General features: G+C 76.0%; 22 protein-coding genes. 7 read left to right on the top strand and 15 right to left on the bottom strand.

The genetic code is table 11. The annotated features are described in order from the left end of the window. The first annotated feature begins 49 nt into the window (after nucleotides 1–49). Nucleotides 50–964, top strand: a complete 915-nt coding sequence (locus tag KBZ10_RS14180) for a hypothetical protein (RefSeq protein ID WP_210987967.1) — start codon at nucleotides 50–52, stop codon at nucleotides 962–964. A 139-nt stretch (nucleotides 965–1,103) separates the two neighbouring features. Here the strand turns inward: KBZ10_RS14180 and KBZ10_RS14175 are convergent, their stop codons facing one another. From KBZ10_RS14175 to KBZ10_RS29440, 3 genes are all read right to left on the bottom strand, one after another. Continuing rightward, nucleotides 1,104–3,281 (bottom strand): EAL domain-containing protein, encoded by a 2,178-nt coding sequence (locus KBZ10_RS14175; RefSeq protein WP_307847415.1) that lies wholly within the window; start codon nucleotides 3,279–3,281, stop codon nucleotides 1,104–1,106. Then, on the bottom strand, nucleotides 3,278–4,090 hold the full coding sequence (locus KBZ10_RS14170; RefSeq protein ID WP_210987966.1) for an SAM-dependent methyltransferase: 813 nt from the start codon (nucleotides 4,088–4,090) through the stop codon (nucleotides 3,278–3,280). The genes KBZ10_RS14175 and KBZ10_RS14170 overlap by 4 nt, the downstream gene beginning before the upstream one ends. 458 nt (nucleotides 4,091–4,548) lie before the next feature. Next, on the bottom strand, nucleotides 4,549–5,139 hold the full coding sequence (locus KBZ10_RS29440; protein WP_247702363.1) for a hypothetical protein: 591 nt from the start codon (nucleotides 5,137–5,139) through the stop codon (nucleotides 4,549–4,551). A gap of 36 nt (nucleotides 5,140–5,175) precedes the next feature. Here KBZ10_RS29440 and KBZ10_RS14160 point away from each other — a divergent pair, with 36 nt between their 5' ends. Both KBZ10_RS14160 and KBZ10_RS14155 read left to right on the top strand, forming a co-directional pair. Further along, nucleotides 5,176–5,934 carry a response regulator transcription factor gene (locus tag KBZ10_RS14160; protein WP_210987965.1) on the top strand — a complete coding sequence of 253 codons (759 nt, stop codon included), beginning with the start codon at nucleotides 5,176–5,178 and terminating at the stop codon, nucleotides 5,932–5,934. Further along, the gene (locus KBZ10_RS14155; RefSeq protein ID WP_210987964.1) at nucleotides 5,931–7,352 is read left to right on the top strand and encodes a HAMP domain-containing sensor histidine kinase; all 1,422 of its coding nucleotides are present in this window, start codon (nucleotides 5,931–5,933) and stop codon (nucleotides 7,350–7,352) included. The genes KBZ10_RS14160 and KBZ10_RS14155 overlap by 4 nt, the downstream gene beginning before the upstream one ends. Before the next feature lie 167 nt (nucleotides 7,353–7,519). Here KBZ10_RS14155 and KBZ10_RS14150 read toward each other — a convergent pair whose 3' ends face one another. The 7 genes from KBZ10_RS14150 to KBZ10_RS14120 all read right to left on the bottom strand — a co-directional run bounded on the left by KBZ10_RS14150 (nucleotide 7,520) and on the right by KBZ10_RS14120 (nucleotide 13,783). Then, on the bottom strand, nucleotides 7,520–8,299 hold the full coding sequence (locus KBZ10_RS14150) for a CAP domain-containing protein (protein WP_210987963.1): 780 nt from the start codon (nucleotides 8,297–8,299) through the stop codon (nucleotides 7,520–7,522). Nucleotides 8,300–8,678: 379 nt separating this feature from the next. Beyond that, nucleotides 8,679–9,167, bottom strand: coding sequence for a GNAT family N-acetyltransferase (locus KBZ10_RS14145; protein WP_210987962.1), 489 nt, complete (start codon nucleotides 9,165–9,167; stop codon nucleotides 8,679–8,681). 92 nt (nucleotides 9,168–9,259) lie between these two features. Beyond that, nucleotides 9,260–10,570 carry an NAD(P)/FAD-dependent oxidoreductase gene (locus KBZ10_RS14140; protein WP_210987961.1) on the bottom strand — a complete coding sequence of 437 codons (1,311 nt, stop codon included), beginning with the start codon at nucleotides 10,568–10,570 and terminating at the stop codon, nucleotides 9,260–9,262. Between the two features lie 147 nt (nucleotides 10,571–10,717). After that, entirely contained in the window at nucleotides 10,718–11,083 is a 366-nt protein-coding gene (locus tag KBZ10_RS14135; protein ID WP_210987960.1) for a DUF6343 family protein, read from the bottom strand. A 93-nt stretch (nucleotides 11,084–11,176) separates the two neighbouring features. Then, nucleotides 11,177–11,623 carry a DUF2267 domain-containing protein gene (locus KBZ10_RS14130; RefSeq protein ID WP_210987959.1) on the bottom strand — a complete coding sequence of 149 codons (447 nt, stop codon included), beginning with the start codon at nucleotides 11,621–11,623 and terminating at the stop codon, nucleotides 11,177–11,179. 178 nt (nucleotides 11,624–11,801) lie between these two features. Further along, the gene (locus KBZ10_RS14125) at nucleotides 11,802–12,668 is read right to left on the bottom strand and encodes a glycosyltransferase family 2 protein (protein WP_374223354.1); all 867 of its coding nucleotides are present in this window, start codon (nucleotides 12,666–12,668) and stop codon (nucleotides 11,802–11,804) included. A gap of 206 nt (nucleotides 12,669–12,874) precedes the next feature. Continuing rightward, nucleotides 12,875–13,783 (bottom strand): glycosyltransferase family 2 protein, encoded by a 909-nt coding sequence (locus tag KBZ10_RS14120; RefSeq protein ID WP_210987958.1) that lies wholly within the window; start codon nucleotides 13,781–13,783, stop codon nucleotides 12,875–12,877. A gap of 165 nt (nucleotides 13,784–13,948) precedes the next feature. Here KBZ10_RS14120 and KBZ10_RS14115 point away from each other — a divergent pair, with 165 nt between their 5' ends. After that, nucleotides 13,949–14,191, top strand: a complete 243-nt coding sequence (locus KBZ10_RS14115) for a DUF6480 family protein (protein ID WP_210987957.1) — start codon at nucleotides 13,949–13,951, stop codon at nucleotides 14,189–14,191. Between the two features lie 49 nt (nucleotides 14,192–14,240). On the opposite strand, the gene KBZ10_RS14110 is transcribed toward KBZ10_RS14115, so the two are convergent. After that, nucleotides 14,241–15,380 (bottom strand): NAD-dependent epimerase/dehydratase family protein, encoded by a 1,140-nt coding sequence (locus tag KBZ10_RS14110; RefSeq protein ID WP_210987956.1) that lies wholly within the window; start codon nucleotides 15,378–15,380, stop codon nucleotides 14,241–14,243. A 78-nt stretch (nucleotides 15,381–15,458) separates the two neighbouring features. Further along, nucleotides 15,459–17,294 (bottom strand): transketolase, encoded by a 1,836-nt coding sequence (locus KBZ10_RS14105; RefSeq protein ID WP_210987955.1) that lies wholly within the window; start codon nucleotides 17,292–17,294, stop codon nucleotides 15,459–15,461. Nucleotides 17,295–17,458: 164 nt separating this feature from the next. On the opposite strand from KBZ10_RS14105, the gene KBZ10_RS14100 reads away from it, so the two are divergent. The 3 genes from KBZ10_RS14100 (at nucleotide 17,459) to KBZ10_RS14090 (ending at nucleotide 20,910) form a co-directional block, all read left to right on the top strand. Next, entirely contained in the window at nucleotides 17,459–18,667 is a 1,209-nt protein-coding gene (locus KBZ10_RS14100; RefSeq protein WP_210987954.1) for an aromatic acid exporter family protein, read from the top strand. A gap of 255 nt (nucleotides 18,668–18,922) precedes the next feature. After that, nucleotides 18,923–20,347 carry a hypothetical protein gene (locus KBZ10_RS14095; RefSeq protein ID WP_210988077.1) on the top strand — a complete coding sequence of 475 codons (1,425 nt, stop codon included), beginning with the start codon at nucleotides 18,923–18,925 and terminating at the stop codon, nucleotides 20,345–20,347. A 26-nt stretch (nucleotides 20,348–20,373) separates the two neighbouring features. Next, complete coding sequence (locus KBZ10_RS14090) at nucleotides 20,374–20,910, top strand: DUF6328 family protein (protein WP_210987953.1); 537 nt, start codon at nucleotides 20,374–20,376, stop codon at nucleotides 20,908–20,910. Nucleotides 20,911–21,040: 130 nt separating this feature from the next. Here KBZ10_RS14090 and KBZ10_RS14085 read toward each other — a convergent pair whose 3' ends face one another. The 3 genes from KBZ10_RS14085 to KBZ10_RS14075 form a co-directional block, all read right to left on the bottom strand. After that, a complete protein-coding gene (locus tag KBZ10_RS14085) occupies nucleotides 21,041–22,234 on the bottom strand; it encodes an alcohol dehydrogenase catalytic domain-containing protein (protein ID WP_210987952.1) in 1,194 nt (397 codons plus the stop codon). Between the two features lie 272 nt (nucleotides 22,235–22,506). Further along, on the bottom strand, nucleotides 22,507–23,703 hold the full coding sequence (gene nrfD, locus KBZ10_RS14080) for an NrfD/PsrC family molybdoenzyme membrane anchor subunit (RefSeq protein ID WP_210987951.1): 1,197 nt from the start codon (nucleotides 23,701–23,703) through the stop codon (nucleotides 22,507–22,509). Then, the gene (locus KBZ10_RS14075; protein WP_210987950.1) at nucleotides 23,700–24,668 is read right to left on the bottom strand and encodes a 4Fe-4S dicluster domain-containing protein; all 969 of its coding nucleotides are present in this window, start codon (nucleotides 24,666–24,668) and stop codon (nucleotides 23,700–23,702) included. The genes nrfD and KBZ10_RS14075 overlap by 4 nt, the downstream gene beginning before the upstream one ends. Between the last annotated feature and the right edge of the window lie 213 nt (nucleotides 24,669–24,881).

Raw genomic sequence — 24,881 nt, 5'->3', positions numbered from 1 at the left:
GGCGGCGGGGTCCGTGCGGGGACCACGCGAGGTGCGTGACAATCACCGGATGCCGACGCCTCCGCCTCCGTATCCCGCCATCGCCGAACTGGACGCGCTCCTCGGCGCGATGTCCGTGACCGGAGACGCGCGCCGGCGCCAGCTGGGCATGGTCCGGCGCGAGCTGGAGGCCGCCCTCCGCCAGGGCATCCTGCCCGCCCCGGCGCGCGGCAGCCTGCGGCACCTGCTGGGCGAGGAGACGCTGGGCCCGTACCTGCGCCGGGCGGAGTCCGGCGCGCTGCGGCACCGCCTGGTCGCCGGCCGGCGCCCCCCGACCTCCGCGCACACCAACCAGGCCCGGCTGATCTGCCTCGACCTGCTGCGGGAGGCGGCCGGCCTCCCGGCCCTGCGCCCGGCCGCCGCCGGGACCCCGGACCTGCGGCCGGTCCCGGCCTTCGCCCAGCTGTCCGCGCTGCGCCGGCAGCTCGACCGGGACCTCGCCGGGACCCTGTCCCCGGGGCGGACCCGGCTGACCGCGGTGCTCGCCCTGGTGCTGGACACGGCCGCGCGCTCCGGCGAACTGACCGGCCTGCGGACCACCCACCTGACCGCCGGCCGCCGCTCGGTGTACGTGGAGCGGCGCCCGCAGCACGGCACCACGGCCCCGGTGACGGGCGTCCGGCTTCCGCTGTCCCCGCTCGCCCGGGCGGCCCTGGACCGCTGGCTCGCGGTCCGCGCGGACCTGGTCGCGTCCGCCCACGGCACCTCCCGCCTGTGGGTGTCCCTGCGGCCCAATCACGCCGGCCTCCCCGATGAGAACGGCAAGGCCGTGGGGCGGCCCGCCGGAATGCCGCTGGAGGAGAACGGACTCATCACCTCCTACCGGCGCGGCCGCGCCCGCTACGGGCTCCAGCACCTGCTGCCCGCGAAGCTGGAGCAGTTGCGCCGGGCCGCCGAGCAGCAGCGCGAAGCGCGGCCCGGATAGCCGGCTCCCCGCTCGCCGTCCGCCCGTCGCCCTGCCGCCGCTGCTGCATAGGCTTGTTATTGACCCTCCGGTCACCGGCGCCGGAACCGATCGCAGGATGGCTGATTCGCGCCCCCGGAGAGACCGGGCGGGCGGCGCGTCAGGTGGCGTCGGCCAGGGAGAGGGTGTGGAGCCGCTCGGGCGGTCCGGGACGGGCGTAGTACCAGCCCTGGGCGGTGTCGCAGCCGAGGACGCGCAGGTGCTCGGCCTGGACGCCGGTCTCCACACCTTCCACGGTGACCGCGAGGTCGAGGGTGTGCGCCAGGGAGACGATGCCCTCCACGATCTTGATGTCGACGGGGTCGGCCGGCTCCCGCTGCATGCCCCGGGTGAAGGAGCGGTCGAGCTTGAGGGTGCTGAGCGGCATCCGGCGGAGGTTGGAGAGGTTGGAGTAGCCGGTGCCGAAGTCGTCGAGGGCGATGTCCACGCCGAGGTCGGCCAGTTCGCGCAGCGGTTTCAGCAATGCCTCGTCGGCGCCGATCAGGGCGCTCTCGGTGACCTCCAGGCAGAGGGAGGACGGCTCCAGGCCGGCCTCCTTGAGGACCTCCGCCGTGTCCCGCACGAGATACGGGTGATGGAGCTGACAGGGGGACAGATTGACGTTGACGCGCAGCGCCTTGCCGTCGATGTGCTGGAACTGCCAGTCGCGGGCCTGCCGTACGGCCTCCTCCAGCACCCAGCGGCCGAGCGGCACGATCAGGCCGGTGTTCTCCGCGAGGGGGATGAACTGGTCCGGTCCGAGCACTCCGCGCAGCGGATGGGACCAGCGGACCAGGGCCTCCGCGCCGTGCACCTGGCCGTCGCTGAGCCGGACCAGCGGCTGGTACTCGATGAAGAACTCGCCGCGCTGGAGCGCCAGCGGCAGGCTGTTCGTCAAGCCGTGGCGGGTGATGACGCGGGTGTCGGCCTCGGGGTCGGCGTGCTCGTAGCGGTTGCCGCCCGCGGCCTTGGCCCGGTACATGGTGATGTCGGCGCTGCGCAGCACCTCGGCGGCACCGAGCTTGCCCGCCGGGCCGTCGACGATGCCGATGCTTCCCCGCACGGTGAGTTCCTTGCCGGCGATGGAGACCGGGGCGGACAGGGCGTCGAGGATGCGCTCGGCGAAGTCGGTGACGTCCTTCTGCTCGGGCGGGTCGTTGATCAGGGCCACGAACTCGTCTCCGCCGATGCGTGCCACCAGCTGGCCGGGACCGGTGACGCAGGCCTGCAGCCGGTCGGCGACGGCGACCAGCAACTGGTCGCCCACGGCGTGGCCGAGGTGGTCGTTGACCGTCTTGAAGCCGTCCAGGTCCAGGTAGCACAGGCCGAAGCGGGCCGTGCCGCCGCGGGCGGCGACAGCGGACTGCAGCCGTTCGAAGAAGAAGGTCCGGTTGGGGAGTCCGGTGAGGGCGTCGTGGGTCGCCTGGTAGCGGAGGCGGAGGTTGAGCAGCCGGCGCTCGGTGATGTCCTCCATCAGCGCGAGCATGTAGCGGGGGGTGCCGTCCCGGTCGCGGAGCAGGGAGACCGTGAGGTTGGTCCACAGGACGGTGCCGTCGTTGCGGTAGTACGGCTTGTCGACGCGGAAGTGGTCGCGTTCGCCGCGCATGAGTTCGGCCAGCATCCGCCAGACGCCCGGCTCGTCCTCGGGGTGGGTCCAGTCGGTCACCCGGCGGCTGCGCACATGGTGCTCCAGGCCGCCGAACATCCGGGTCAGGCTCTCGTTGACGTCGAGGACCCGGCCCTCCATGTCGGAGATGCCGATGCCGATGGCGGCGCCCTCGAAGACCGCCCGGAACCGGGCCTCGCTGCGGTGCAGGGCCTGTTCGGCCTCGGCCTGGGCGCGCAGCGCGGCGCGGGACATGGCCTCCTGCTCGCTGCGGGTCCGCTCGCGCAGCGCCTCGGCGAATCCGGCGGCGACGGCGTGCTGGAGGCGGGTGCAGCGGGCGCGGAGCTGCTCCACCGGCTGCGGTTCCTCGGGCGGGCAGTAGAGCGCCAGATAGGAGTCGATCACGCCGAGGGTGTGCGGGAGGCTCCCGGGGTCGGTGCAGTGGGCCGCGACGAGCGCGGCCCCCACCTCCAGCCCCGCGGCGGGGTCGAACGGCCGGGTCCGCAGGGCCGCCGCCAGCCGCCGGGCCTGCGGGACCAGATGCTGTTCGAACTCGGCGCGGGTCATGGAGGTGGCCGTGACCGGGTAGATGGCCCGGCTCCAGATCGCGGCGAACCGTCTCAGTCTGTCGTCGGGCCCGTCCTCGGAACCGTCGGGGCCGGGAGTGCCGGGCCCGGGCGGCCGGGCCGTCACGCCTTGCGCCCCACGCCGGCGAACCCGGTGTAGACCACGGGGTCCTCCTGCTCGCCGGGGGTGTCGGGCCGCCAGTCGGGCATCGACACGAGACCGGGCTCCACCAGCTCGAAGCCGTCGAAGAACCGGGCGACTTCCGCGCGCGACCGCATGACCAGCGGGGAGGCCGCCTGCCGGTAGACGCCCTCCACGCCGTCGCCCTGCTGGGGGGTCAGGGGGCCGCCCTCCGTGGACGCGTGGGTCAGCGCCATCAGGCTGCCCGGCGGGAGCGCGTCGCGCAGCTCGGCGACGATGCGCTCGGGCCGGTCGTCCTCCGTCAGGAAGTGCAGGACGGCGACGAGGAGCAGGGCCACCGGCTTGCCGAGGTCGAGCATCTCGCCGGCCTCGGGGCCGGACAGGATGTCCGCCGGCCGGCGGAGATCGGCCGCGGCGATGACCGCCGAGTCGTTGCCCTCCAGCACCGCGCGGCTGTGCGCCACGGCCACCGGGTCGTTGTCGACGTAGACGATCCTCGCCTCCGGGGCGGCGGCCTGGGCCACCTCGTGGACGTTGCCGAAGGTCGGTATGCCGGAGCCTATGTCGAGGAACTGGGTGATGCCCTCCCCCACCGCGTACCGCACGGCCCGCCGCATGAAGGCACGGTTCGCCTGCATGATCTTCGGCAGGCCCGGCATGATCTCCATCGCCCTGCGCGCCGCCTCCCGGTCGGCCTCGAAGTTGTGCGAGCCGCCCAGGTAGTAGTCGTAGATCCGGGACACGCTCGGCACGGAAAGGTCGATGCCCTGAGGGGCCCAGGAGGGTCGCTCCACGGTGGTCTCCAAGTCGGCCAGGAGGGTCCGGCCATTTTTGTGCCGGTGTATGCGCCTGAGGCTACTGATCGCGCCTCACCAGGGGAACCTCAAACGGAAATCTGCGATCCGTTCTGGTCACAAACCACGGGCATGTGCGCCGGGAGGGCGGAGTTGAGCCCCACGCGCCCCACGTCTCTCCCCAATATGGCTGATATGCCAGGCAACTGAAGGGCAATCAGGCCGGATCGGGGACCGATTTCACGCCACGCCCCTCACCGCCCCGTTGTCCGGCGCGCGCCGGTCCGCCGGATCCGGGAGGCGGTACGCTGCCGGCGTCTGCGGCCGCAGCCGTGCGGAGGAGCGGGCGGAACGGGTGCCCGCACCCTTCGAGCGCCCCCCGGCCGGGGGCCGGGGGGCGTTCCGTGCCCGACGCCGCGAGCCGGTGAACCTCTCCGGTCCCGGCGCGTGTGCCGGCGTCACCAGGAGGTTTCCTTGATCGTGGCCTTGTTCTGGGGGGTCGTGGTCGCGGTGATCTCCGACTCCCTCCGCTGCCCGGAGAACGTCACGGTCAGGGTCGTCCGCTCGCGCTGCTCGGTCCGGACGGTGAAGCCCTGGGTCGGCACCGCCGAGACCAGGCACACCCCGCGGTCGCCGAAGCGGACCGTCGCCTGCCCCCCGGCCGACTCGATGGTGTGCACGCCCGCCCCGCCCTCGCAGTCCGTGTAGCCGCCGGGACCGCTCGGCGGCGGGGAGGCCGGGGGCGGCGGCGCGGTGCTGCGGCTCGGCCTGGGGGTGGCCGGCGGGGAGGAGGACCGGCCGGCCGCGGCTCTGGACGGGGACCGGGTGGGCGGGGGCGCGGCGGTGCGCCTGCTCGGGGAGGGCTCCGGCTCGGCGCTCGGGCTGGGCGGGCGGCTCGTGGAGGAGGTGAAGACCGTCGGCGCGGACCGCGCCACCAGGGGCTTGGGCCGGGTCGATCCCACCACGAAGTGCACGGTCAGCAGCACCGCCGTCACACTGACGGCGGTGCAGGAGAGCCAGAGGAGGAGGTAGCGGAGGTAGCGGGGCACGACACCATGGTGACGTACGGGATAACGTGCAGAGCCATGGCTTCCGTCCTGGTCGTCGAGGACGACCCCGTCATACGCACCGCGCTCATCGAGGTGCTCTCCGCGCACGGCCATGTGGTGCACAGCGCCGCCGCGGGGTTCGAGGCGCTGCGGGAGATCACCGCCCGGCCGCCGGACGTCGTCGTGCTCGACCTCGGGCTGCCGGACCTGGACGGCACCGACGTGCTGCGGATGGTACGCGGGATATCCCGGGTACCGGTGGTGGTCGCCACCGCCCGGGACGACGACGCCGAGGTCGTCAAGCTGCTCAACGCGGGGGCCGACGACTACGTGGTCAAGCCCTTCTCCGGGGAGCAGCTCGCCGCCCGGATCGGCGCGGTGCTGCGCCGGACCGCTCCCCCGGCCGCCGCGGTCCCCTCCCCCGCCTCCGAGGGGGCGGGGGCGCTCGCGGGGGCGCTCCCCGGCGGCCCGGCCGGCGGCGGGGCCGCCGGGCGCACGGTCCGGGTGGGGGAGCTGGTGGTCGATCCGCCGGCCCGGTCGGCCCGGCTGGCGGGGCGGGAGCTGCGGCTGACGCGGCGCGAGTTCGATCTGCTGGCCTATCTGGCGGCCCACGCCGACCAGGTGGTCTCCCGGCGCCGCATCCTCGCGGACGTCTGGCGGCAGCCGTATGTGGAGGACCAGACGATAGACGTCCACCTCTCCGCGCTGCGCCGCAAGCTGGGCGAGCGGGCCTCGCAGCCGCGCTACCTGCACACGGTGCGCGGCATCGGGATCAAGCTGGTGGCCCCGCGATGAGACGGGCCCTGGCCGGTGTCGCGCTGGCGGTGACGTCCATGGTGGCGCTCTCCTTCCTGATCCCGCTGGCGCTGCTGGTGCAGTCCGAGGCGCGGGCCCGCTCCACGACCCAGGCGGAGCAGCGGGCCTCGGCCCTGGCGCCGGTGCTGGCGCTGACCACCCGCTCCCGCGATGTGCAGCAGGCGGTCTCGGGCCTGGACTCGGAGCGGCGGCTGGCCGTCCATCTGCCGGACGGGGAGGTGATCGGGACCCGGCACGCGCCGGCCTCCGCGCTCGCGCGGGCGGAGCGGGAGCGGGAGACCCTCGCGATGGACACGGCCGACGGGTGGGTGTACCTGCAGCCGGTGATCCTCGCCGGGGACCGGGTCGCGGTCGTGGAGTCGTTCGTGCCCGCTTCGGCGCTCAGCCGCGGCGTGGTGCTGTCCTGGGGGGTGATGTCGCTGCTGGCCGTGGGGCTGGTGGCGGGGTCGGTGCTGGTCGCCGACCGCCTGGGGGCACGCGTCGTCCGCTCCTCACGGGAGCTGTCCCGGGCCTCGAACGCGCTCGGGGAGGGCGATCTCGGCATCCGGGTGGAGCCGGCCGGGCCGCCGGAGCTGAAGGAGGCGGGCCGGGCGTTCAACTCGATGGCGGACCGCGTGGTGGGGCTCCTGGCGACGGAACGGGAGCTGGTGGCGGATCTGTCGCACCGGCTGCGCACCCCGCTGACGGCGCTCCGGCTGGAGGCGGAGCGGATGGGCTCGGCGCCGGGGTCGGAGCGGCTGACGGCCGCGATCACGCATCTGCAGACCGAGATCGACTCGATCATCTCCGCGGCGCGCAGCCCGCTGGCGGTGGACCCGCCGGGCGGCGGACGGGCGGACGGCTCCGGGGACGGGGCCGCGGGGAACCGGTGCGAGGTGTCCGGTGTGGTGCGGCGGCGGGTGGAGTTCTGGGCGGTGCTGGCCGGCCAGCAGGACCGTTCCTGCGGGCTGGAGGTCACCACGGAGCCGACGCCGGTGCGGCTGCCGTACGACGATCTGGCGGCGGTCGTGGACGCGCTGATCGGCAATGTCTTCCAGCACACGCCGGAGGGGACGGCCTTCGCGGTGGAGGTGGAGCGGACCGCGGGGTCCGTGGTGCTCTGCGTGGACGACGCCGGCCCCGGCATCGCGGACCCGGATCTGGCCCTGGCCCGCGGCGTCAGCGTCGGCGGCTCGACGGGGCTGGGGCTGGACATCGCGCTCCGGGCCGCGCGCGCCACGCGGGGCGACGTCACCATCGGCCGGGGGCCGCTGGGCGGTGCCCGGGTCCGGGTCGAGCTGGGCCTGGCGGCCGCCGTCCCGCCGGCGGGGGCGCCCTCCCGGGCCTCACGGGCCGTCCGTGCGGCGGCCCGGCGGGGGAGGCGGACGACACCGGACCGCGGCGCCCCGTCCGGTTGAGTCCCCTTCCCCCGCGGCGGCCGGCGGCGGGCACGGAAGGGGGGCGGCCGGGCGCGTGGTCCCGCGCGCGCCCGGGCGGACGGAGTGCCGGGCGCGCGGCCGGGCCGGGCCGGTCCCCGCGGCGCACGGGGTGCGCGGGGTGCGCGGGGTGCGCGGGGTGCGCCGTGTCAGCGGCTGGTGGCGAAGACCTGGGTCCACCAGGGGCCGCCGCTCTCGTGGAGGCCGAGGCCCATCTCCTTGAAGTCACAGTTGAGGATGTTGGCCCGGTGGCCCTCGCTGTTCATCCAGCCGTCCATGACGGCGGCCGCGTCCGGCTGGCCCATCGCTATGTTCTCGCCGACGGTCGACCAGGTGTAGCCCTCGCGCTCGACGCGCTCGGAGACGTCCGACCCGTCGGTCCCGGTGTGCGAGAAGTTCCCGCTGGACGCCATGGCCCGGCTGTACTTCTGGGCGGCGCTGTCCAGCCGTTCGTCGGCGGTCACGGGCGCGCAGCCGGCGTTCGCGCGAGCCTGGTTGACCAGGCGCAGGACCTCTGCGGCGACCCCGGTCGCGGCCGCCTCCGGGGCGGTCCCCGCGGGCTGTCCGGCGGTCTCCACCGGCTCCGGTGCCCGGGCGGGGGCGCTCTGCCGGTCGCTCTGCCGGTCCGCCTTCGCCGTCGTACGCTCCGGGCGCGGGGCGGTGGCCGTCTTCCCGCTCTTCTCCGGCTTCGGTGACGGACTGCGCCGGGTGGCGGACGGGGAGGGAGCGGCCGTGGTCTCCCCGGCCGTGGGGGATGCCGGGGAGAGGGCGTCGCCTGCCGCGGACCGGGGCTCGGAGGCCACGGTGGCCGGGCGGTCGTCGTCCAGGGCGAGTCCCGTGCCGACGCCCGCCGCGACCGTGAGCGCCCCGGCCGCCAGGGCGATGGGGCGGAGCGGCAGCGAGCGGGGCTTGCGATGACGGGAACTCATGGGGGGAAACCTCCGGACCTGTTGTCCGGACGGCCCGCGCTCGCTCGGCGCGGGCCGTACGGACTGGGACCGCCGGCGGTGACCTCGCCGGCGCGTTCCCGACCCTAGGGCCCCGGCCGCGCGCAATCGCTCAGAGGAGCGATTCTTAAAGGACCCATAAGGAAACGCTCAGGGAGCCCTTGGAGAACGTGCGCTCCGCACAGCCATTCCCTTACGGAGGGTGACGAACGCCGGCCGGGCGGGGACGGACGGGCCGGCGCGGCAGCCGCCGGGCCCGGCCCCGCACCAGCGTCAACGGCCGTTACGGGTCGGCCCGTTCGCCGGGCGGAGCACGGCGCGGGTCTCCGCCCCGGCGGCCGGCGGGGCCTGCTCCGCGCGGTCAGAGGCGGCGGTGCATGATGTGCAGCCCCACATAGCCCTTCACGGGGTGGTGGAAGCCCTCCGGCAGCGTGCCCAGGATCTCGAAACCGAGGGACTGCCAGAGCGCGACGGCCCGGGTGTTGCTCTCCACCACGGCGTTGAACTGCATGGCCCGGTAGCCCTCGGCCCGCGCCCGCGCGATCACGTGTTCGCCGAGTGCGCGGCCGGTGCCGCGCCCGGCCGCCGCCGGGTCGACCATGAAGCTGGCGCCGGCGATGTGCGAGGCCCCGCCCAGGTGGTTGGGGTTCATCTTGGCGCTGCCGAGGACGGTGCCGTCCTCGTCCACGGCGACGACCGTGCGGCCCGGCGGCCGGAGCATCCACATCTCCCGGGCCGTCGCCTCGTCCAGGTCGCGGGGGTAGGTGTAGGTCTCCCCCGCGGCGACGATCTCGTGCAGGAACGGCCAGATGGCGGGCCAGTCGTCCGGGGTGGCGTCTCTGATGTGCATGGTCTCCATCATCACGCGGCGGCGCCCCGGGCGGCGACCGCGTTTTCCGTGCGCGGCGGCTCGCTCGGGGCGCCCGTGGCCCTTCCGGGCGGTCAGGCGTGAGCCCGGACCGGGAGTTCCGGTGAGGCGTTCTCCAGCGGCACCGCGTCGGAACGGACCAGGCCCATCTGCACGGCCTGCCGCGACAGGGCCGCGTCGAGCAGCCAGTCGGCACCGGTGCGGACCCGGTTGCCCGGCATCGCGGCGAGGTGGTAGCCCCGGGTGACGGCCTTGGCGAAAGGCCCGGACAGCGGCACCCGCAGCGGGTTCGCGGCGGCCTGGAAGCCGCCCAGGTCCACCACGAAGCCCAGGTCGCGGTGGCGGTACGGGCTCCGTTCGCCCCTGCCGTAGGAGGCGGCGATGTTGTGCGCGGCGGTCTTCCCCTGCCGCCAGGCGTGCTGGGCGGTCATCGGGGTGATCTCGCCGGGCTGGTTGAGGTCGGGCACGGCCGCGGCGTCGCCGCAGGCGAACACCTCGGGATGGCCCGGGACGTTGAGGTACTCGTCCACGCAGAGCCGGCCCTTCTCGGTGGGCAGGCCGAGGTCTCCGACGAGCGGATCGGGCCGGACGCCGACACACCAGATCAGCGAGTGGGTCGGGACGAAACGGTCGTCGGTGAGGCGCACGCCCTCCTTGGTGGCCTCGGCGACCGAGACCCCCATGGACACCTCGACCCCCCGCCCGGTGAGCACCCGTTCCGCCGTCTCCGCCATGTGCTCGGGCAGTCCGGGCAGCACGCGCGGGGCGATGTCCAGCAGCATCCAGCGGGGCGGTTCGCGGTCGCGCAGCGAGGGCTGGTGCCGGGCCAGTTCGTCGGTGAACAGCTTGCCGTGGGCGGCGACCTCGGTACCGGTGTAGCCGGCGCCCACCACCACGAAGGTGCAGCGGGCGTCCCGCTCGGCGGGGTCGTCGGCGACATCGGCCAGTTCGATCTGGCGGGTCATGTGGTCCCGCAGGTAGAGCGCCTCGGGCATACCACGGAAGCCGTGCGCGTGTTCGGTGACCCCGGGGATCGGCAGCAGCTTGTTGACGCTGCCCGCGGCGAGCACCAGCCGGTCGTAGGAGATCTCGCGGCGGTTGCCCTCCGGGTCCACCAGGCCGACCCGGCGCCCGTCGAGGTCGATGTGGTCGGCCTCACCGAGCATCAGCCGCACGTCCGGCAGCGTGCCGGGGATGGACACCGAGATCCGGCGCGGTTCGAGGATGCCGGTCGCCACTTCCGGGAGCAGCGGTACGTAGAGGAAGTAGTCGTGCGGGTTGACCAGTACGATCTCCGCCGCGCCCTTCGCGAGGCGGCAGAGCGTACGGGCGGTCTGGTAACCGGCGAAGCCGGCTCCGACGATCACGATGCGCGGTCGGCTCATGGTGGCGTCCAGTTCGCTTCCTGCTCGGCGTCACGGTTCGTTCTCTGCCTGTTCTGCCTGCGGGTTCCCCGGAGGGGCGGGGCGAATCCCCGTCCGGCGGCGGCGGATCCTCCCCTCTCCGGACCGGGCCGGGACGCGGCCCGCCGGTCAGCCCCGGCGCCGGCCGTTCCGCTCGCGCCGCAGCCGGCGCACCACGACCAGCAGGTCGAGCGCCGCCAGGACGGCCAGGGCCGCGCAGATGCCGGCGATCAGGGCCAGCGATCCCGCGCTGGGCGCGGCGTCCGGCCCGGCCGAGGCCGACCAGAGGGAGAACAGGACGGCGCCGGCGATGAAGAGAGGGGTGAAGACGGCGGCCAGCAGCAGCCGCAGGCCGAGCGCACTGCGCGCCGTGACGGGTTCGTCGCCGGTGCGCTCCCAGCGCCGGCCGACGACGCCCGAGCGCGACCGGGGCACCGGCTCCCGGCTCTCCTGCCTCTCCCGGGTGCGGCCGCGGCCGCGGTCCTCCTGGTGCATGGTTCCTCCTTGACGTCCGGTGCCCCGGTGTCCGGCGGCGGGCCGGGCGCCGGGCCTTCCGTGCCCCCGGCGCGTCTGCCGGGGCCGGGCCGGTCAGCCCCCGGTCCCGCTCTCCCCCGCGCGCGCCTCCGGCAGCAGTTCGCCAATGTCGCGCGGGAGGACCGCCGTGAGCTTGTGCATCAGCTCCGGGCCGACGGCCGCGTCCAGCACCTCCAGAACGGCCGCCGCCTCCCGCAGCGCCTCCTCCTCGGAGTGCCCGCTGCGCCAGGCGATCCGCCCCGCGAACGCGGTGATGTCGAAGCGCTCGCCGTGGTCGCGGCTGTACTCGCGCTGCCGGGGCGCCGCCTCGTGTGCCGAGGTGATCCGGCGGACGGCCTCCGCGGCCCCCTCGGGGAGCTGCGCCGCGAGATGGTCGGCCAGTCCGTCCGGCACCCGTTCGGCGAGGGTCTCCAGCGTGGCGCCGAGGGCCCGCTCGGCCGACTGCCGGTCCGGCAGCTGGGCCCTGGCCTGCACCTTTCCCGTGAGTTCTTCATAACGCATGGTGAACACCGCCTCGTGAGATTGCCGATGGTGCCGCGGCCCCGGCGCCGGGGCCGGGGCCGCCGCTGCTGTCCGGGTGACCGCGGCGGGCCCGTCCTTAACCCTTCCGGGGCAACCGGTGAGCGGCACCGGCCCGTTTCCGGGCGGCCGCCCGGCGGGGCGGGCGGAGACGGCCGGGTCAGCCCACGTAGCGGCGGGCCGTGGAGCGCCGCTGCTCCTCCTCCAGCAGGCGCAGCCTGCGCTCCACGGTGCCGGGCACGACGCGCCGTTCGCGCAGGACCCACGGGAGCCCGGCGAACGCCAGCCCGAACGCGCGCAGGGAGGGCCGGTCGCGCGGGACCGTGCGGGCCAGCCGGAGGGTGCGGCGGGCGGCGGCCGGCCAGGGCCGCCGGAGCCAGGAGAACCAAAGGGTGTTGCGCAGGCCGTCCACCCGGCGGCCGGTCGCGTCCCGCGCGGTGGACGGCGCGTGGTGGACGGTGGCCTGCTCGGCGTAGACCAGCCACCAGCCGCGGGCGGCCAGGTCGGTGGCGAGCAGTTCCTCCTCGCCACCGAGCCACAGCCGGGGCGAGAAACCGCCGGCCGCACGGAAGGCGCCGGTGCGAAGCGTCGTGGCGGCCGCCAGGAAGGAACCGAGGGCCGGGCCGGGCAGCCAGTCCGGCCCGTCGAGGGGCGAGCCGCGCAGTTCGGCGACGATCGGGTCCTCGGAACCGGCGGGTTCGACGACGATCCGTCCGGTGACCCCGGCGACTCCGGGGTGGGCGTCGAGCAGATCGGCCGCGGCGGCGAGTGAGCCGGGGGCCCACCAGGAGTCGTCGTCGCAGAAGGCGACGTAGGGGGTGCCGACCTCGCGCACCGCCAGATTGCGGCCGACCGCGCCGAGGTTGCGCCCCGGGCGCAGCAGCCGGGCCCACGGGTGCAGCCGGGCGACGGCCTCGGCCGTGCCGTCGGTGGAGCCGTTGTCCACGACGACGACCGGCGGTTCCTCGGGGAGCGCGGCCAGCCGGCCGAGGGTGCGCAGCAGTTCCTCCCGCCGGTTCCGGGTGATGACGACGACGGTGGTGCGCCCGTCGGCTCCGCGGCCGTGGCGGCGGCCGGTCCGGGCGCGGCCGGCGGGGGCACCGTCCGCCGGGGCCCGGTGGTCGGCGTGCTGCCGCGGCAGACCGGGTCGGTCCGCCGCGGCCCGGCCGGGGCGGCCGGGGACGCCGGGGTGGTCGGGCCGGTCGGGCTGGTCGGGGGTGTTCCGGTCCCGGGTCACGAGCCTCGCTGTCCCTCCAGCCGCCGCACGGCGCGTTCCAGGTGCGGCGGCAGCGGATCGCGGAAGCGGAGGGAGGCGGGGAGCCGGGCGAGCGCGCCGCTCAGGGCCTCCCGTGCGGTGATGTCGGACCGGGCCGCGGCGGCGAGCCGGGCCGTGCGCCCCAGGGCGGTGCTCAGCGGGCGGCGCAGCCATGCGGTGAGGAGTTCGTTGCGCAGCACCCGCGCGCGGCGGCCCGCGCGCGGACCGGCGGCCGGGTGGTGGTGGGCCACCACCTCGGGGCAGTACGCGACGCCCCAGCCGCGGGCGGCCAGGTCGTAGGCGAGGAGGGTCTCCTCGCCGCCGAAGAACAGCACCGGGTGGTAGCCGCCGGCGTCGAGGTACGCCTCGCGCCGGGCGACGGCGGCGCAGCCGAGGTAGCCGAGCACCTGCGGACCGGGGAGGTCGTGGACGCGGCCCAGCGGGGAGGCGGCCAGGACGTCGTTGAGCGGGTCCGGTTCGTCGTCCGGCCCGACGAGGGTGCCGGCGGCGATCAGGCCCAGCCGGGGATGCGCGTCCAGGATGCGGGCGGCGCGGGCGAGCGAACCCGGCCGCCACCAGGAGTCGTCGTCGCTGAAGGCCACGTAGGGGGTGTCCAGTGCGCGCACGCCGTCGTTGCGGGCGAGCGCGCCGCGGTTGACCGCCAGCGGCACCACCCGCACCTCGGGGAAGCGTTCGGCGACCATGGCCCGGGTGTGGTCGGTGGAGGCGTTGTCCACGACGACGATCTCCGGGCGCTCCGGCAGGCCGGCCAGGTGCCGCAGGGTCACGGCGAGGGAGTCGGCCCGGTTGCGGGTGGCGACCACCACCCCGACCGGGGGACCGGCCGCGGTGCCCTCCGCCCCGTCTCCAGCGGTGGTTCGCCTCATCCCTGGTGTCCTCCCTCCGTCGCGCCGCCCGCGGGACCGGCCGCCCGGCGGCAGGCGGTGTCCGGCGGCTGGGCGGGTACCCCCGTTCCGCGACCGGACACGGCGTGCGCCGGGCGGAACGGGACGGGCAGGTGTGAGACGGCGATCCCTGCGCACTCGGAGCCCATGAACCACAGGAACCAGGACCAGGACCCCGACCCCCGCAGCAGCGCCGGCCCGGAGCGCGGCGGCGGTGTGCCCCCCGGTGAGACGCCGCCCCTGGAGGGCAGCCTCTCCGAGAGCGGGCCGGCGGATCTGCCGCACAATCCGCCGAAGGGCTGGAGCAAGGTCCCGATCATTCTCATCGGGGCGGTGGTGCTGCTCTTCGCCGTTTTCATGGTGGTGCGCGCGGCGGCTCTCTGGGACTGAGCCGGCCGGGACGCCGACGGCGGTCCGCGCCGCCGGCACCCCGCGCGGCTCAGGGCCGTTCGCCGACGCCCGTCGCGGCCTCGGCGGCCCGGCCGCCGCCGGGCAGGCTCGGCGCGAGCGGTGCCGTGGCCATGCCCCGCCCCGCCCGCAGTCCGCCGACGAACGCCATGAGCGCCTCCCGGGCGGTGTACCGGGGCCGCCAGCCCAGTTCCTCCACGGCGCGCCGGGTGTCCATGAGCGGCAGCCGCAGCACCGCGTCGAAGAGCTGCGGGGAGGCGGGCACGAGATGCAGCCGCCAGGCCGCGGCCAGCCCCGACCGCACGGGCCAGGCGGGCATCCGCACGGCCCGGGCGCCGAAGAGCTCCGCCAGCATCGGGGCGTCGACCGGCGGATCGGCGGCCAGGTTGTACGCGCCGTGCGCGGCCGGTGAGGTGACGGCGAGGCGGTAGGCCTCGGCCGCGTCGTCGGTGTGCAGGGCCTGGAAGCGCAGTCCGGGCAGGTCGGGGATGACGGGCAGCAGCTCGGGGCGGGCCATCCGCCGGGAGAGCAGGGGCCCGGCGAAGAGCCGGCGCTGCTGGGAGGCCGACTCGGGCTTGAAGAGGAAACCGGGCCGCATCCGCACCACGCGCAGGTGCGGATGCCGGCGCTCGTGCACGTCGAGCGCCCGTTCCAGGTAGGACTTCTCGCGGCAGTAGGCGGCTTCGGGCCAGCCGTGCGTGGGCCAGCTCTCGTCGACGGGGCGGTCCTTGGGCCCGGCCGAGTACGCCCCGACGGAGGAGGCGTACACCAGGGCGGGGACGTCCGCGGCGGCCGCCGCCTCGAACACCCGGAGGCTGCCCAGGACGTTGGTCCGCCAGGTCAGCGCGGGCGTGTGCGTCGGCTGGAACAGCCAGGCCAGGTGGACGACGGCGTCGGCGCCCCGGAAGTACCGGGTCAGGTCGCCGAGGGCGGCGTCCTCGCCGATGTCGACCGCCGCCCACGTGGTGCGCGGGGGCGCCCAGCGGGGCAGGCGCCGGGCGAGCCCGAGGACGGACCCGACCGCCGGGTCCTCGCCGAGGGCGCGCACCACGCTCGTCCCGACGTTCCCGGTGGCCCCGACGACGACGACCCGCAGGCCGCCGGCGCCGTCACCCCCCGCCGGGCCGGTGCCGCCGCTGTCACTGCCGCCGTGCGGGGCGCTGCTGCTCATCTGCGCTGCTCCTCAACGGGTCGAAACGGAACGGGGGAAGAACGGACGGGATGGGAACCGCGGACGCACCGGCGGGGGTCAGCCCGCCGAGGCCACCAGCCGCCGCGCGGCCGCGGTGATCGCCTCCCGGTCGATGCCCGCGGCGGCGAGCTGCTCCTCGGCGCCGGCCGAGTCGGGCATGGTGCGCACGGCGAGGCGGGCCACCCGCGGTACGGGCCTGCCGTCGGCGAAGGCCTCCAGCACGGCGTCGCCGAGCCCGCCCTCGGCCCGGTGGTCCTCGACGGTGACGATCCGCCCGGTGTCGCGGGCCGCCTCGTGCAGGGTCTCGGCGTCGATCGGCTTCACCGAGTAGAGGTCGAGGACGCGGGCGGCGATGCCCTCCTCGGCGAGCCGGTCGGCGGCGGCCAGCGCCTCGTGGACGGTGACCCCGGCCGCGGCCAGGGTCACCCGGTCCTCGCCGGAGGCGCGGAGCACCTTGCTGCCGCCGATGGCGAACGGCTCCTCGGGCCCGTAGAGCAGCGGGTAGGCGTCGCGGGACGTGCGCAGATAGCTGATGCCGGGCCGGTCGCACATGGCCGAGACCAGACGGCCGGTCTGATGCGGGTCGCAGGGGTACAGCACCGTGCTGCCGTGCACCGCGCGGAACATCGCGAGGTCCTCCAGCCCCATCTGGGAGGGGCCGTCCGGGCCGATGGCCACTCCGGCGTGCGAGCCGGCGACGCACAGCCGGGCCCCGCTGACCGCGGCCATCCGCAGGAAGTCGTGGGCGCGGGTGAGGAAGGCGCCGAAGGTGGAGACGTACGGGACCCAGCCGCGGGCCTGGATGCCGACGGCCGCGGCGACGAGCTGCTGTTCGGCGATGTAGCACTCGATGAACCGGTCCGGGTGCTCCTGGGCGAAGAACTTGGCCCGGGTGGAGTCGCTGACCTCGCCGTCGAGGGCGACGACGTCGCCGCGCGCCGAGCCGAGCGCCGCCAGGGCGTGGCCGTAGGCGTCGCGGGTCGCGGCCTTCCCGCCCGGTTCGTAGCGCGGGAGTTCCAGGTCGGCGAGGGGGCGTTCCGGCTCGCGGACCCCGGGCGGCGGCTGGACGTCGACCCGCAGGGCGCGCGGCCCGCCCAGTTCGGCGATGGCCTCGGCGGCGTCCGGCAGCGGTTTGCCGTGGGCGCCCTCGCGGTCCTCCACCGCGTCGACGCCCTGTCCCTTGAGGGTCCTGGCGATGACGGCGGTGGGGCGGTGCGGGGTGGCCTTCGCCTCGGCGTAGGCGGCGTCGACGGCCTCCGGGTCGTGGCCGTCGATCTCGACGGTGTGCCAGCCGAAGGCCCGGATGCGCCGGGCGTAGGCGTCGAGATCCCACTCGTGGCGGGTGGGGCCGCGCTGGCCGAGCCGGTTGACGTCGACGATCGCGGTCAGATTGTCCAGGCCCTCGTGCCCGGCGTATTCGAACGCCTCCCACATCGAGCCCTCGGCCATCTCGCTGTCCCCGCACAGCACCCAGGTGCGGTACGGCAGCCGGTCCAGGCGCTTCCCGGCCAGGGCCAGGCCCACGCCGACCGGCAGGCCCTGGCCGAGCGAGCCGGTGGCCACGTCCACCCAGGGCAGCCGGGGCGTGGGGTGGCCCTCCAGCCGGCTGCCCCGGGTGCGGAAGGTCAGGAGTTCGTCGTCGCCGATGGCTCCGGCGGCCTTGAACAGGGCGTAGAGCAGCGGTGAGGCGTGGCCCTTGGAGAAGACGAGGTGGTCGTTGCCGGGGTGGTCCGGCCGGCCGAAGTCGTAGTGCAGGTGACGGGCCAGCAGGACGGCCATCAGGTCGGCGGCGGACATCGAGGAGGTGGGGTGGCCGGAGCCGGCGGCGTCGGCGGCGCGCACGGCGTCAACGCGCAGTTGCTGCCCCAGTTCGCGCAGGTTGTCGGGGTCCATGTCGCCTTCCTCGTCGGGTTCCCGTCGGGAACGTGGCGGATCGGGTGGTGGGACGTCCACGCTGGGTACCCCGCATCCGGCCGGGCATCCATCGCCGTGCGGCGGTATTCCTCACGCGGTCCGGGGCGCGTGGGGGCCGGTGGCGCGTGGCAGCCGGAACGGTGATGCCGTACACACCCCGCGCCCCGCACGCCCGTTCGCCGTCCCGGTTCCTGCGCGCGGAGGCCGCCGCGGTGGGCCGGTCCGCCCGCCGGGCGTGGTCGGGGCCCGGGCGCGAACGCGATGTCCTGGCCCAGTCCCTGAAGTCCGCGCTGGCCGCGGTCCTCGCGTGGCTGCTGTCGTCCCGGCTGCTGCCGGACACCCTGGCCCTGATGGCCCCGTGGGTGGCCGTGGTCCTGGTGCAGGCCACCGTCTACCGGTCGATGGCGCGGGGCGCGCAGCAACTGGTGGCGATCGCGCTCGGCACCGTGCTGGGCACCGCGGCCCTGGCGCTGCTCGGCCATCCGCTGGCGGCGATGGCCGCCGTACTGCCGCTGACCCTCCTCATCGGCAACTGGCCCCGCCTCGGCGACCAGGGGGTCTACAGCGGGACCTCGGCGCTGTTCACGGTGACCGCCTCCGGGGAGGCGACGGCGGTGGCCGCCGGGGAGCGGGTGCTGGCGGCGCTGCTCGGCGCCGGGGTCGCGGTCGCCGTCAACGCGCTGCTGCGCCCGCCGGCGTATCTGCGGGACACCCGCACGGCGGTACGGAACGTGGTCGACGAGGCGGCCGGCGCCCTCGAATCCATCGCCGACGGCCTCGGCGAGCCGCTGGAGTACGACCGGGCGCGCGACTGGTACGACCGCGCCGGCCGGCTGCCGCGGCTCATCGGGGACGTGCGGTCGTCGGTGGCGCGGACCCGGGAGAGCGCGTGGTTCAACCCCGAGCGGCGCAAGCGGGCGGAGGCGGTGCGGCTGACCCCGTGGTACGACGAGACGCTGCACACCCTGGACCATGTGTCCGGCCATCTCGCGGCCCTGACCGCCATGCTGCTGGACGCGGCCGACGAGAGGCGGCCGAGCCCGCGGCCGGACACGGGGGTGACGGACCCGTACGCCGCCTTCCTCCGCCAGGTCACGGCGGCGCTGCGGGCCTACGGCGGGGTGGTGGCGGAGGACGGCGGGCAGCGGCAGCGGGAGCTGGACGAGGCGGCGGCCGCGGTCGGCGAGACCCACGACCGGCTGCGCGGGGAGCTGCCGCGCTGGGCCACCGGAAACCCGGAGGCCGTGGCCTTCTTCGGCTCGCTGCTGCGGCACGCCGGGGGCCTGACGGACCGCCTGGCGTCCGGCCGCCCCTCCCCCGGCCCCGACGGGACCGGGATGCCGGACCTGTGACGCCCGGAAACGCGTCGGGCCCGGGGGCCCGGGTGCCGCGTCCACGGCCGGGTACGTCCCCGGGCCGCCCCGGTCCCCGGCGGCCCGGGGACGTCACGAACGCGGCGCGGCGGCGGCCGGCGCGTGGTCGTCCGACCGCGGTCCCCGGCGGCCGGGCCGGCGGCAACGGAGGCCAGGCGCCCGCCCGTTCGGCACCGGTTTCACGACCGGCTCGCGGACGGGACGCGGAACAGCGGATACGGTGATCCGGTGGCGATGATCGGGGACGAGACGGTACCGGGGGCCGCGCTGCTGCTGGCGGCGGCCCCCGTGGGCAGGGGCCGGCTGGTGGACGCGGCGTCCGCGCTGCCCGCACTGGCGGCCGTGCGGCCGGAGGTGCTCACGGGCACGGCGGCCGCGAGCGTCGTGGAGCTGGTGGAGCCGGCCGACCCGCAGGTGGTCCTGGTCCGGCTGCGGAGCGCGGCGGCCGCTCCGGGACCGCTGCTGGTCCATCTCATCGGGCAGCTCACCCTGGACCGGCGGCAGCAGCTGCCGCATCTGGCGCTGGCGCGCACCACCGCGGCGACCGTCCGCTACACCGCCCTGCCCTGGCACTGGCTGTCCGCCGAACTCCAGTTCCGGCCGCCGGGCACCACCACGGTGCTGGCCGATCTGACAGCGGACCAGGCCGCCTGGGAGCGGCTGCCGCCCCCGTCCGCGCTGGGGGTGGCCGGGGCCGCCCTGTACGGGGCGGTGTCCCCGCCGCCGGGCCGCCGGGCTCCGGGGGAGCCGCTCTACAGCCGGGCCGTGGCCGCGCTGCTCCGGTCCGCCACGGCCCACCCCTCCCCGGCGGAGCTCCACGAGCTCGCGGTATCCCGCGCCGGGCTGCCCGCCGGGGCCCGGTTGCTGACCCCGCTCACGACGGGAGCCGCGGCGCCGTACCCCGGGCCGCCCGCCCTCCCCACCGGCGCGGGCGCCGCTGCCGGGCCCGGCCCCGGCCCGGCCGCTCCGCCCGGACCGGCGGCCCCGCCGCCGGTCCGCACCGCGCACGGCGGGCCGTCCGCCCCGGTCACCGGAGTGCCGCGGGGCGCCACCGCGCACCCCGCGCAGGGGTCCACCGCGCCGCGGACCCGGCCGGCGGCGGCCCCCGCCCCGGCCGGTGGGCCGATGGCCCGGGACGGTTCCCCCGTGCCCCCGGCCCGGCCGGCCGGGTCCGGCACGGTGCCGTCCGGGCCGGCCCGCCCCCCGGCGCCCGCCGCGCCCGCGGGGCCGCAGGATCCGCATCCGGCCATTCTCGCCGCCGCGCACGAGGGGAGGCACGGCGAGGCGGCGGCCATGGCCGCCGCCTGGGAGCAGTACGCGCTGCGCCACCACGGCGCGGACTCGGCGGAGGCCGTGCACTGGCTGGAGGTTCGGGCCGATCTCGCCCGTCTCGCCGGTGACTTCGGCCGGTCCTGCGAGCTCTGGCTGTCCGCGGCCTCCGCCCGGCTCGGCGCCGGAGAGCCGGAGGACGGGCGGGACGTGGTGGCCGCGGTGGACCGCGCGCACCACTGCTGGGAACAGGTGGGCGACGACACCGCGGCCCGGAGCCTCGCCCCACGGCTTGCGCCTCTGCGCCGCCGGGTACCCGGACCACGTCCCGGTGCCGTCGAGGCGCTGGAACGCCGTATCGAGACCCTCGGCGCCGTCGGCGCGAACTGAGGGACGCAGCAGGAGGAGCCGCCGCGATGCCCCGTGCCTACGAGCCACCGACCGGACGCGACGAGACGAAGGAGGAGCAGGCCGACCGGAAGTGGGGCGAGCTGCTGCAGGAGGTGCGGGTCGCGCAGACCGGCATCCAGATCCTTCTCGCCTTCCTGCTGACCTCCGCGTTCTCCCCGCGTTTCCCCGATCTCGACCCCTTCGGCAAGGACCTCTACGTCTTCACCATCATGTGCGGGGCGGGGGCCACGGGAGCGCTGATCGCCCCCGTCACCCTGCACCGGATGGTCACCGGCTACCGCCTCAAGCCGCAGACGGTGCTGTGGGCCTCGCGGTTCACCATGGTCGGGCTGGTGCTGCTGCTGGTCACCGTGGGGGCCGCGCTGACGCTGATCCTGCGGTTCGTCATGGAGGACACGGTGGCGGTCTGGCTGGCGTCCGCCGTGCTGCTGTGGTTCGCGAGCTGCTGGTTCCTGCCCGCGGCCTGGCTGCGGCACAAACGGCGCGAACTGTGCGAGGGCCCGGAGGACACGGAGGTGAAGCGGGTGTCCGGCGGCGGCTGAACGGCGGACGGCGGCCCGGCCGGGCGGCTGGACAACGGAACGACGGAAAAACGGCGGTGCCCGGCGGACCGGATCACCGGCCGCCGGGCATCCCCGTGCGCGGGCCCGCCCCGGAGGGCCAAAGGGGCCGTCAGACGGCTCCCGGGCGGAACAGCGTCTTGACCATCCCGTCACCCTTGTCCTGGAAGGTCCTGTACGCCGTCGGCGCGTCCTCCAGGGGCAGGGTGTGGGTGGCGAAGTCCTCCACGCCCAGCGGGTCGTCCTCGGTGAGCAGGGGCAGGAGGTCCCCCACCCAGCGGTGCACATTGGCCTGGCCCATCCGCAGCTGGAGCTGCTTGTCGAACAGGGTGAGCATCGGCAGCGGGTCGGCCATCCCGCCGTAGACGCCGCTGAGCGAGAGGGTGCCGCCGCGCCGCACCGCGTCGATGGCCGTGCAGAGGGCGGCGAGCCGGTCGACACCGGCGCGGCTCATCAGCTTCTCGGCGACGGCACCGGGCAGCACCCCGACCATCTGGTGGGCCAGCTTGGCCGCCGGTGCCCCGTGCGCCTCCATGCCGACCGCGTCGATGACGGCGTCGGCGCCCCGGCCGCCGGTGAGGTCGCGGACGGCGTCGCCCAGGTCCTTGCCGTGCTCGTCCAGGCCGAGCACCCGCACGCCGCGGTCCTCGGCGCGCCGCAGCCGCTCGGGGACCCGGTCCACCCCGATGACGTTCTCCACGCCCAGGTGGCGGGCGATCCGGCAGGACATGTCGCCGATCGGGCCGAGGCCGAGGACGAGGAGGCTGCCGCCGGGCGGCACCGCCGCGTAGTCGACGGCCTGCCAGGCCGTGGGCAGGACGTCGGAGAGGTACACGAACCGCTCGTCCGGCGGCCCGTCCGGGACCTTGACCGGCAGGGTGTTGCCGAACGGCACCCGCAGATACTCGGCCTGGCCGCCCGGCACCTGTCCGTAGAGCTTGGTGTAGCCGAACAGGCTCCCGCCGGTGTTCCGGTCGCGGTTCTGGGTGGTCTCGCACTGCGAGTGCAGCCCCTGCCCGCACATCCAGCAGGTGCCGCAGGAGACGTTGAACGGGATCACCACGCGGTCACCGGTCTTGACGGCGGTGACCTCGGAGCCCGTCTCCTCCACCACGCCCATCGGTTCGTGGCCGAGGATGTCGCCCGGTTCCAGGAACGGCCCGAGGACTTCGTAGAGGTGCAGGTCCGAGCCGCAGAGGCCGGTGGACGTGATGCGGACGACGATGTCGGTGGGGTCCTGGATGGCCGGGTCGGGGACGGTCTCCACCCGCACATCGCGCTTGCCGTGCCAGGTCAGGGCTCTCATGGTCGCTCTCTCCCTCTCGAGGTGGTCGTGGCGCGGGGCCCGGCGGGGCGGCCGGGCCGGCCGTGCGGGAACGGCGCCGTGCGCCGCGGGACGGCTCCCCGGCGGGCGGGGCGGCCGGTGCCGGGCGGCGGCCCCGGTCCCCCGTTGCGGCCGGCGCGGCGCCGTCGGCCGGTGCCGCGGGCTGTCCCGCGGGCCGTGGCCGTCGTGGGTGCACGGCCCGAGCGGTGCGCGCCGCCCGGCCCCGGACCGCCCTCGCCGTCAGCGCCGTCCCGTCATCCGTGCTGCCCCTGCTGCCTCTGCTGTCCGCGCTGTCCGTTCTGCCGGTTCCGTTCCCCCGGTCCGTCCTGCCCGTCCCGGGCGGTGGCGTCCCCGCTCGCTCCCCCGGCCGCCCGCGCGGCGGCCTCGGCCGCCCGCCGTTCGCGCCGTTCCCGCTGCGGGACGACGGTGTACGCGGGGTCCTCCGCCGAGGCGACGCCCGCGTGGAAGACCCCGAAGCGGGTGCAGGCCGAGCCCGCGAGCAGCGCGAGGCCGCTCACCGCCGCGGCGCTCCGGTACCGGCGCCCGAGCAGCGCGGCGCCCAGCGCCCCGCCCGCGGTGAGGGCTTCGGCGGCGCGCATCAGTCTGCCCGCCCTTCCCCGCCGGTAGGTTTCGGCGACCATGCCGATCCGGCGGCGCTTCAGCCGCAGGGCCGCCGCCTCGCCCGCGGCGGCGAGGAGGGCCGCGCGCCGCGCCGGAGCGTTCTCCCGCACCGGGGCGGCGGCCAGGGCCATACCGGAGGCGGCGGCCGTCGCCGAGGACACGAAGACGTACGGCAGTTCGCGGTGCGCCTCGTGCCAGGCCGGGACGGCGGTGTCGGCGGCCAGGACGGCGGTGTACGCGGCGACGACGGGCCCGAGCAGCGCCGCGGTGCCGGTGGCCGCCGCGTTGATCCGCGGCAGCCGCCCGGCGGTCTCCAGGACGGCGGCGGCTCCGGTGGCGGGCCCGTAGGCGGCGAGCAGCCAGGAGCCGACGCTCATCGGGGAGGTCGGTTTGACGACGCGGAGCATGTTGGCGAACCGCGCCGGCCGTCCGAGGTCGTGGATGAGGGCGGCGGTGGAGACGGTGACGGCCGCCAGCGAGGAGAGCTTCATCGCCTTCGCGGTGGCGGGCCGCCCGCTGAGCTGGGCACCGGCCGCCAGTACGGAACCGGCCCCGGCGAGCCCTCCGGCGAAGAAGTACCCGGCGATGTCCGTGGCCTCCCAGCCGGGTGCCTTGATGACGGGCCGGCCGTAGTAGGACCCGAACTCCGCGCGGGGCACCATCGGTTCCTCGCCGCGCCGCTTGCCGCGGCCGCGTGTGCGGCCGGTCCGCCCGGCCGCCCCACCGGAGCGCTCCGGTGGGGTACCGCCGGGCCGCGGGCTGTCCGGCACGGCCGCGCGGCCCGCCCGCTCGCCCCCGATGCCGTCCTTGGTGACGTCGGAGTCCGTCATCGGCCCAGTCCCCTTCCGAAGACGCCGGTGCGCGCGGTGCCCGTGCCCCGGCGCGCGGCCGGGGACGACAGGAAGGCGGTGGCGATCCCGCCGAGCAGGGAGAGCGCGGCCACACCCGCGTGTTTCCACATCCGCGGCAGATCGCGGGTGGTGACGACCGGGTCCGGCGGCAGGCCGTAGACCTCGGGCTCGTCGAGGAGCAGGAAGAAGGCGCCGTCGCCGCCGACCCCGTCCTCCGGGTCCTCGCCGTAGAGGCGGGCCTCGGCGGCTCCGGACTCGCGCAGCCGCTCCACCCGTGCCGCGGCCCGCTCGCGGAGTTCGTCCAGCGGGCCGAACTGGATGGAGTCGGTGGGGCAGGCCTTGGCGCAGGCCGGTTCGAGTCCGTCGCCAAGCCGGTCGTAGCACATCGTGCACTTGAACGCCCGGCCGTCCTGGGGCCGTTGCTCGATGACCCCGTAGGGGCAGGCGGGCACGCAGTAGCCGCAGCCGTTGCAGATGTCCTCCTGGACGACGACGGTGTCGAACTCGGTGCGGAACAGGGAGCCGGTCGGGCAGACGTCGAGGCAGGCGGCGTGCGTGCAGTGCTTGCAGACGTCGGAGGACATCAGCCAGCGCAGCTCGGTCCGGCCGCCGGGATGCGGCACCCCGGCCCCGGGGGTGACGGGATCGGCGGGTTCGGGGGGCGCGGGGGCGCGGGTGACGGCGCTCTGCTCGATGAAGGCGACGTGCCGCCAGGTGGAGGCGCCGAGCCCCTGGCTGTTGTCGTAGGACATGCCGGTCAGCGACAGGCCGTCCTCGGGGATGGCGTTCCACTCCTTGCACGCCACCTCGCACGCCTTGCAGCCGATGCAGACGGAGGTGTCGGTGAAGAAGCCGACCCGCTCGGGGTGGCCGGTGTGCCCGGCGTCGCCGGCCGGGTCGGGTTCCGGTCCGGAGAGCAGGGTCCTCAGGTCGATCTCGGTCATGACCGGGCCTTCCTGCCGGTGTGTGCGGTGCTGCCGGCGCGTGCGCGGTGGCCGGGGGGTGCGCGGTCGCCGGCGGCGGACCGGGGCCGGGCGGCGCCGCGGGGCCGGCGGACCGGGCGGATGCCGGCGGCCGGGGCCCCGTCCTCCGTGCCGCGGACGCTCCGCCCGCAGCCCACCGCGCCGTACGGGCGGACCGCCTCGACGGCCCGGGCC

The organism is Streptomyces sp. F63 (assembly GCF_018070345.1).
Classification (GTDB): domain Bacteria; phylum Actinomycetota; class Actinomycetes; order Streptomycetales; family Streptomycetaceae; genus Streptomyces.
Note: the sequence above shows the minus strand (reverse complement) of the source record. Positions and strands in the feature narration are given on the sequence as shown.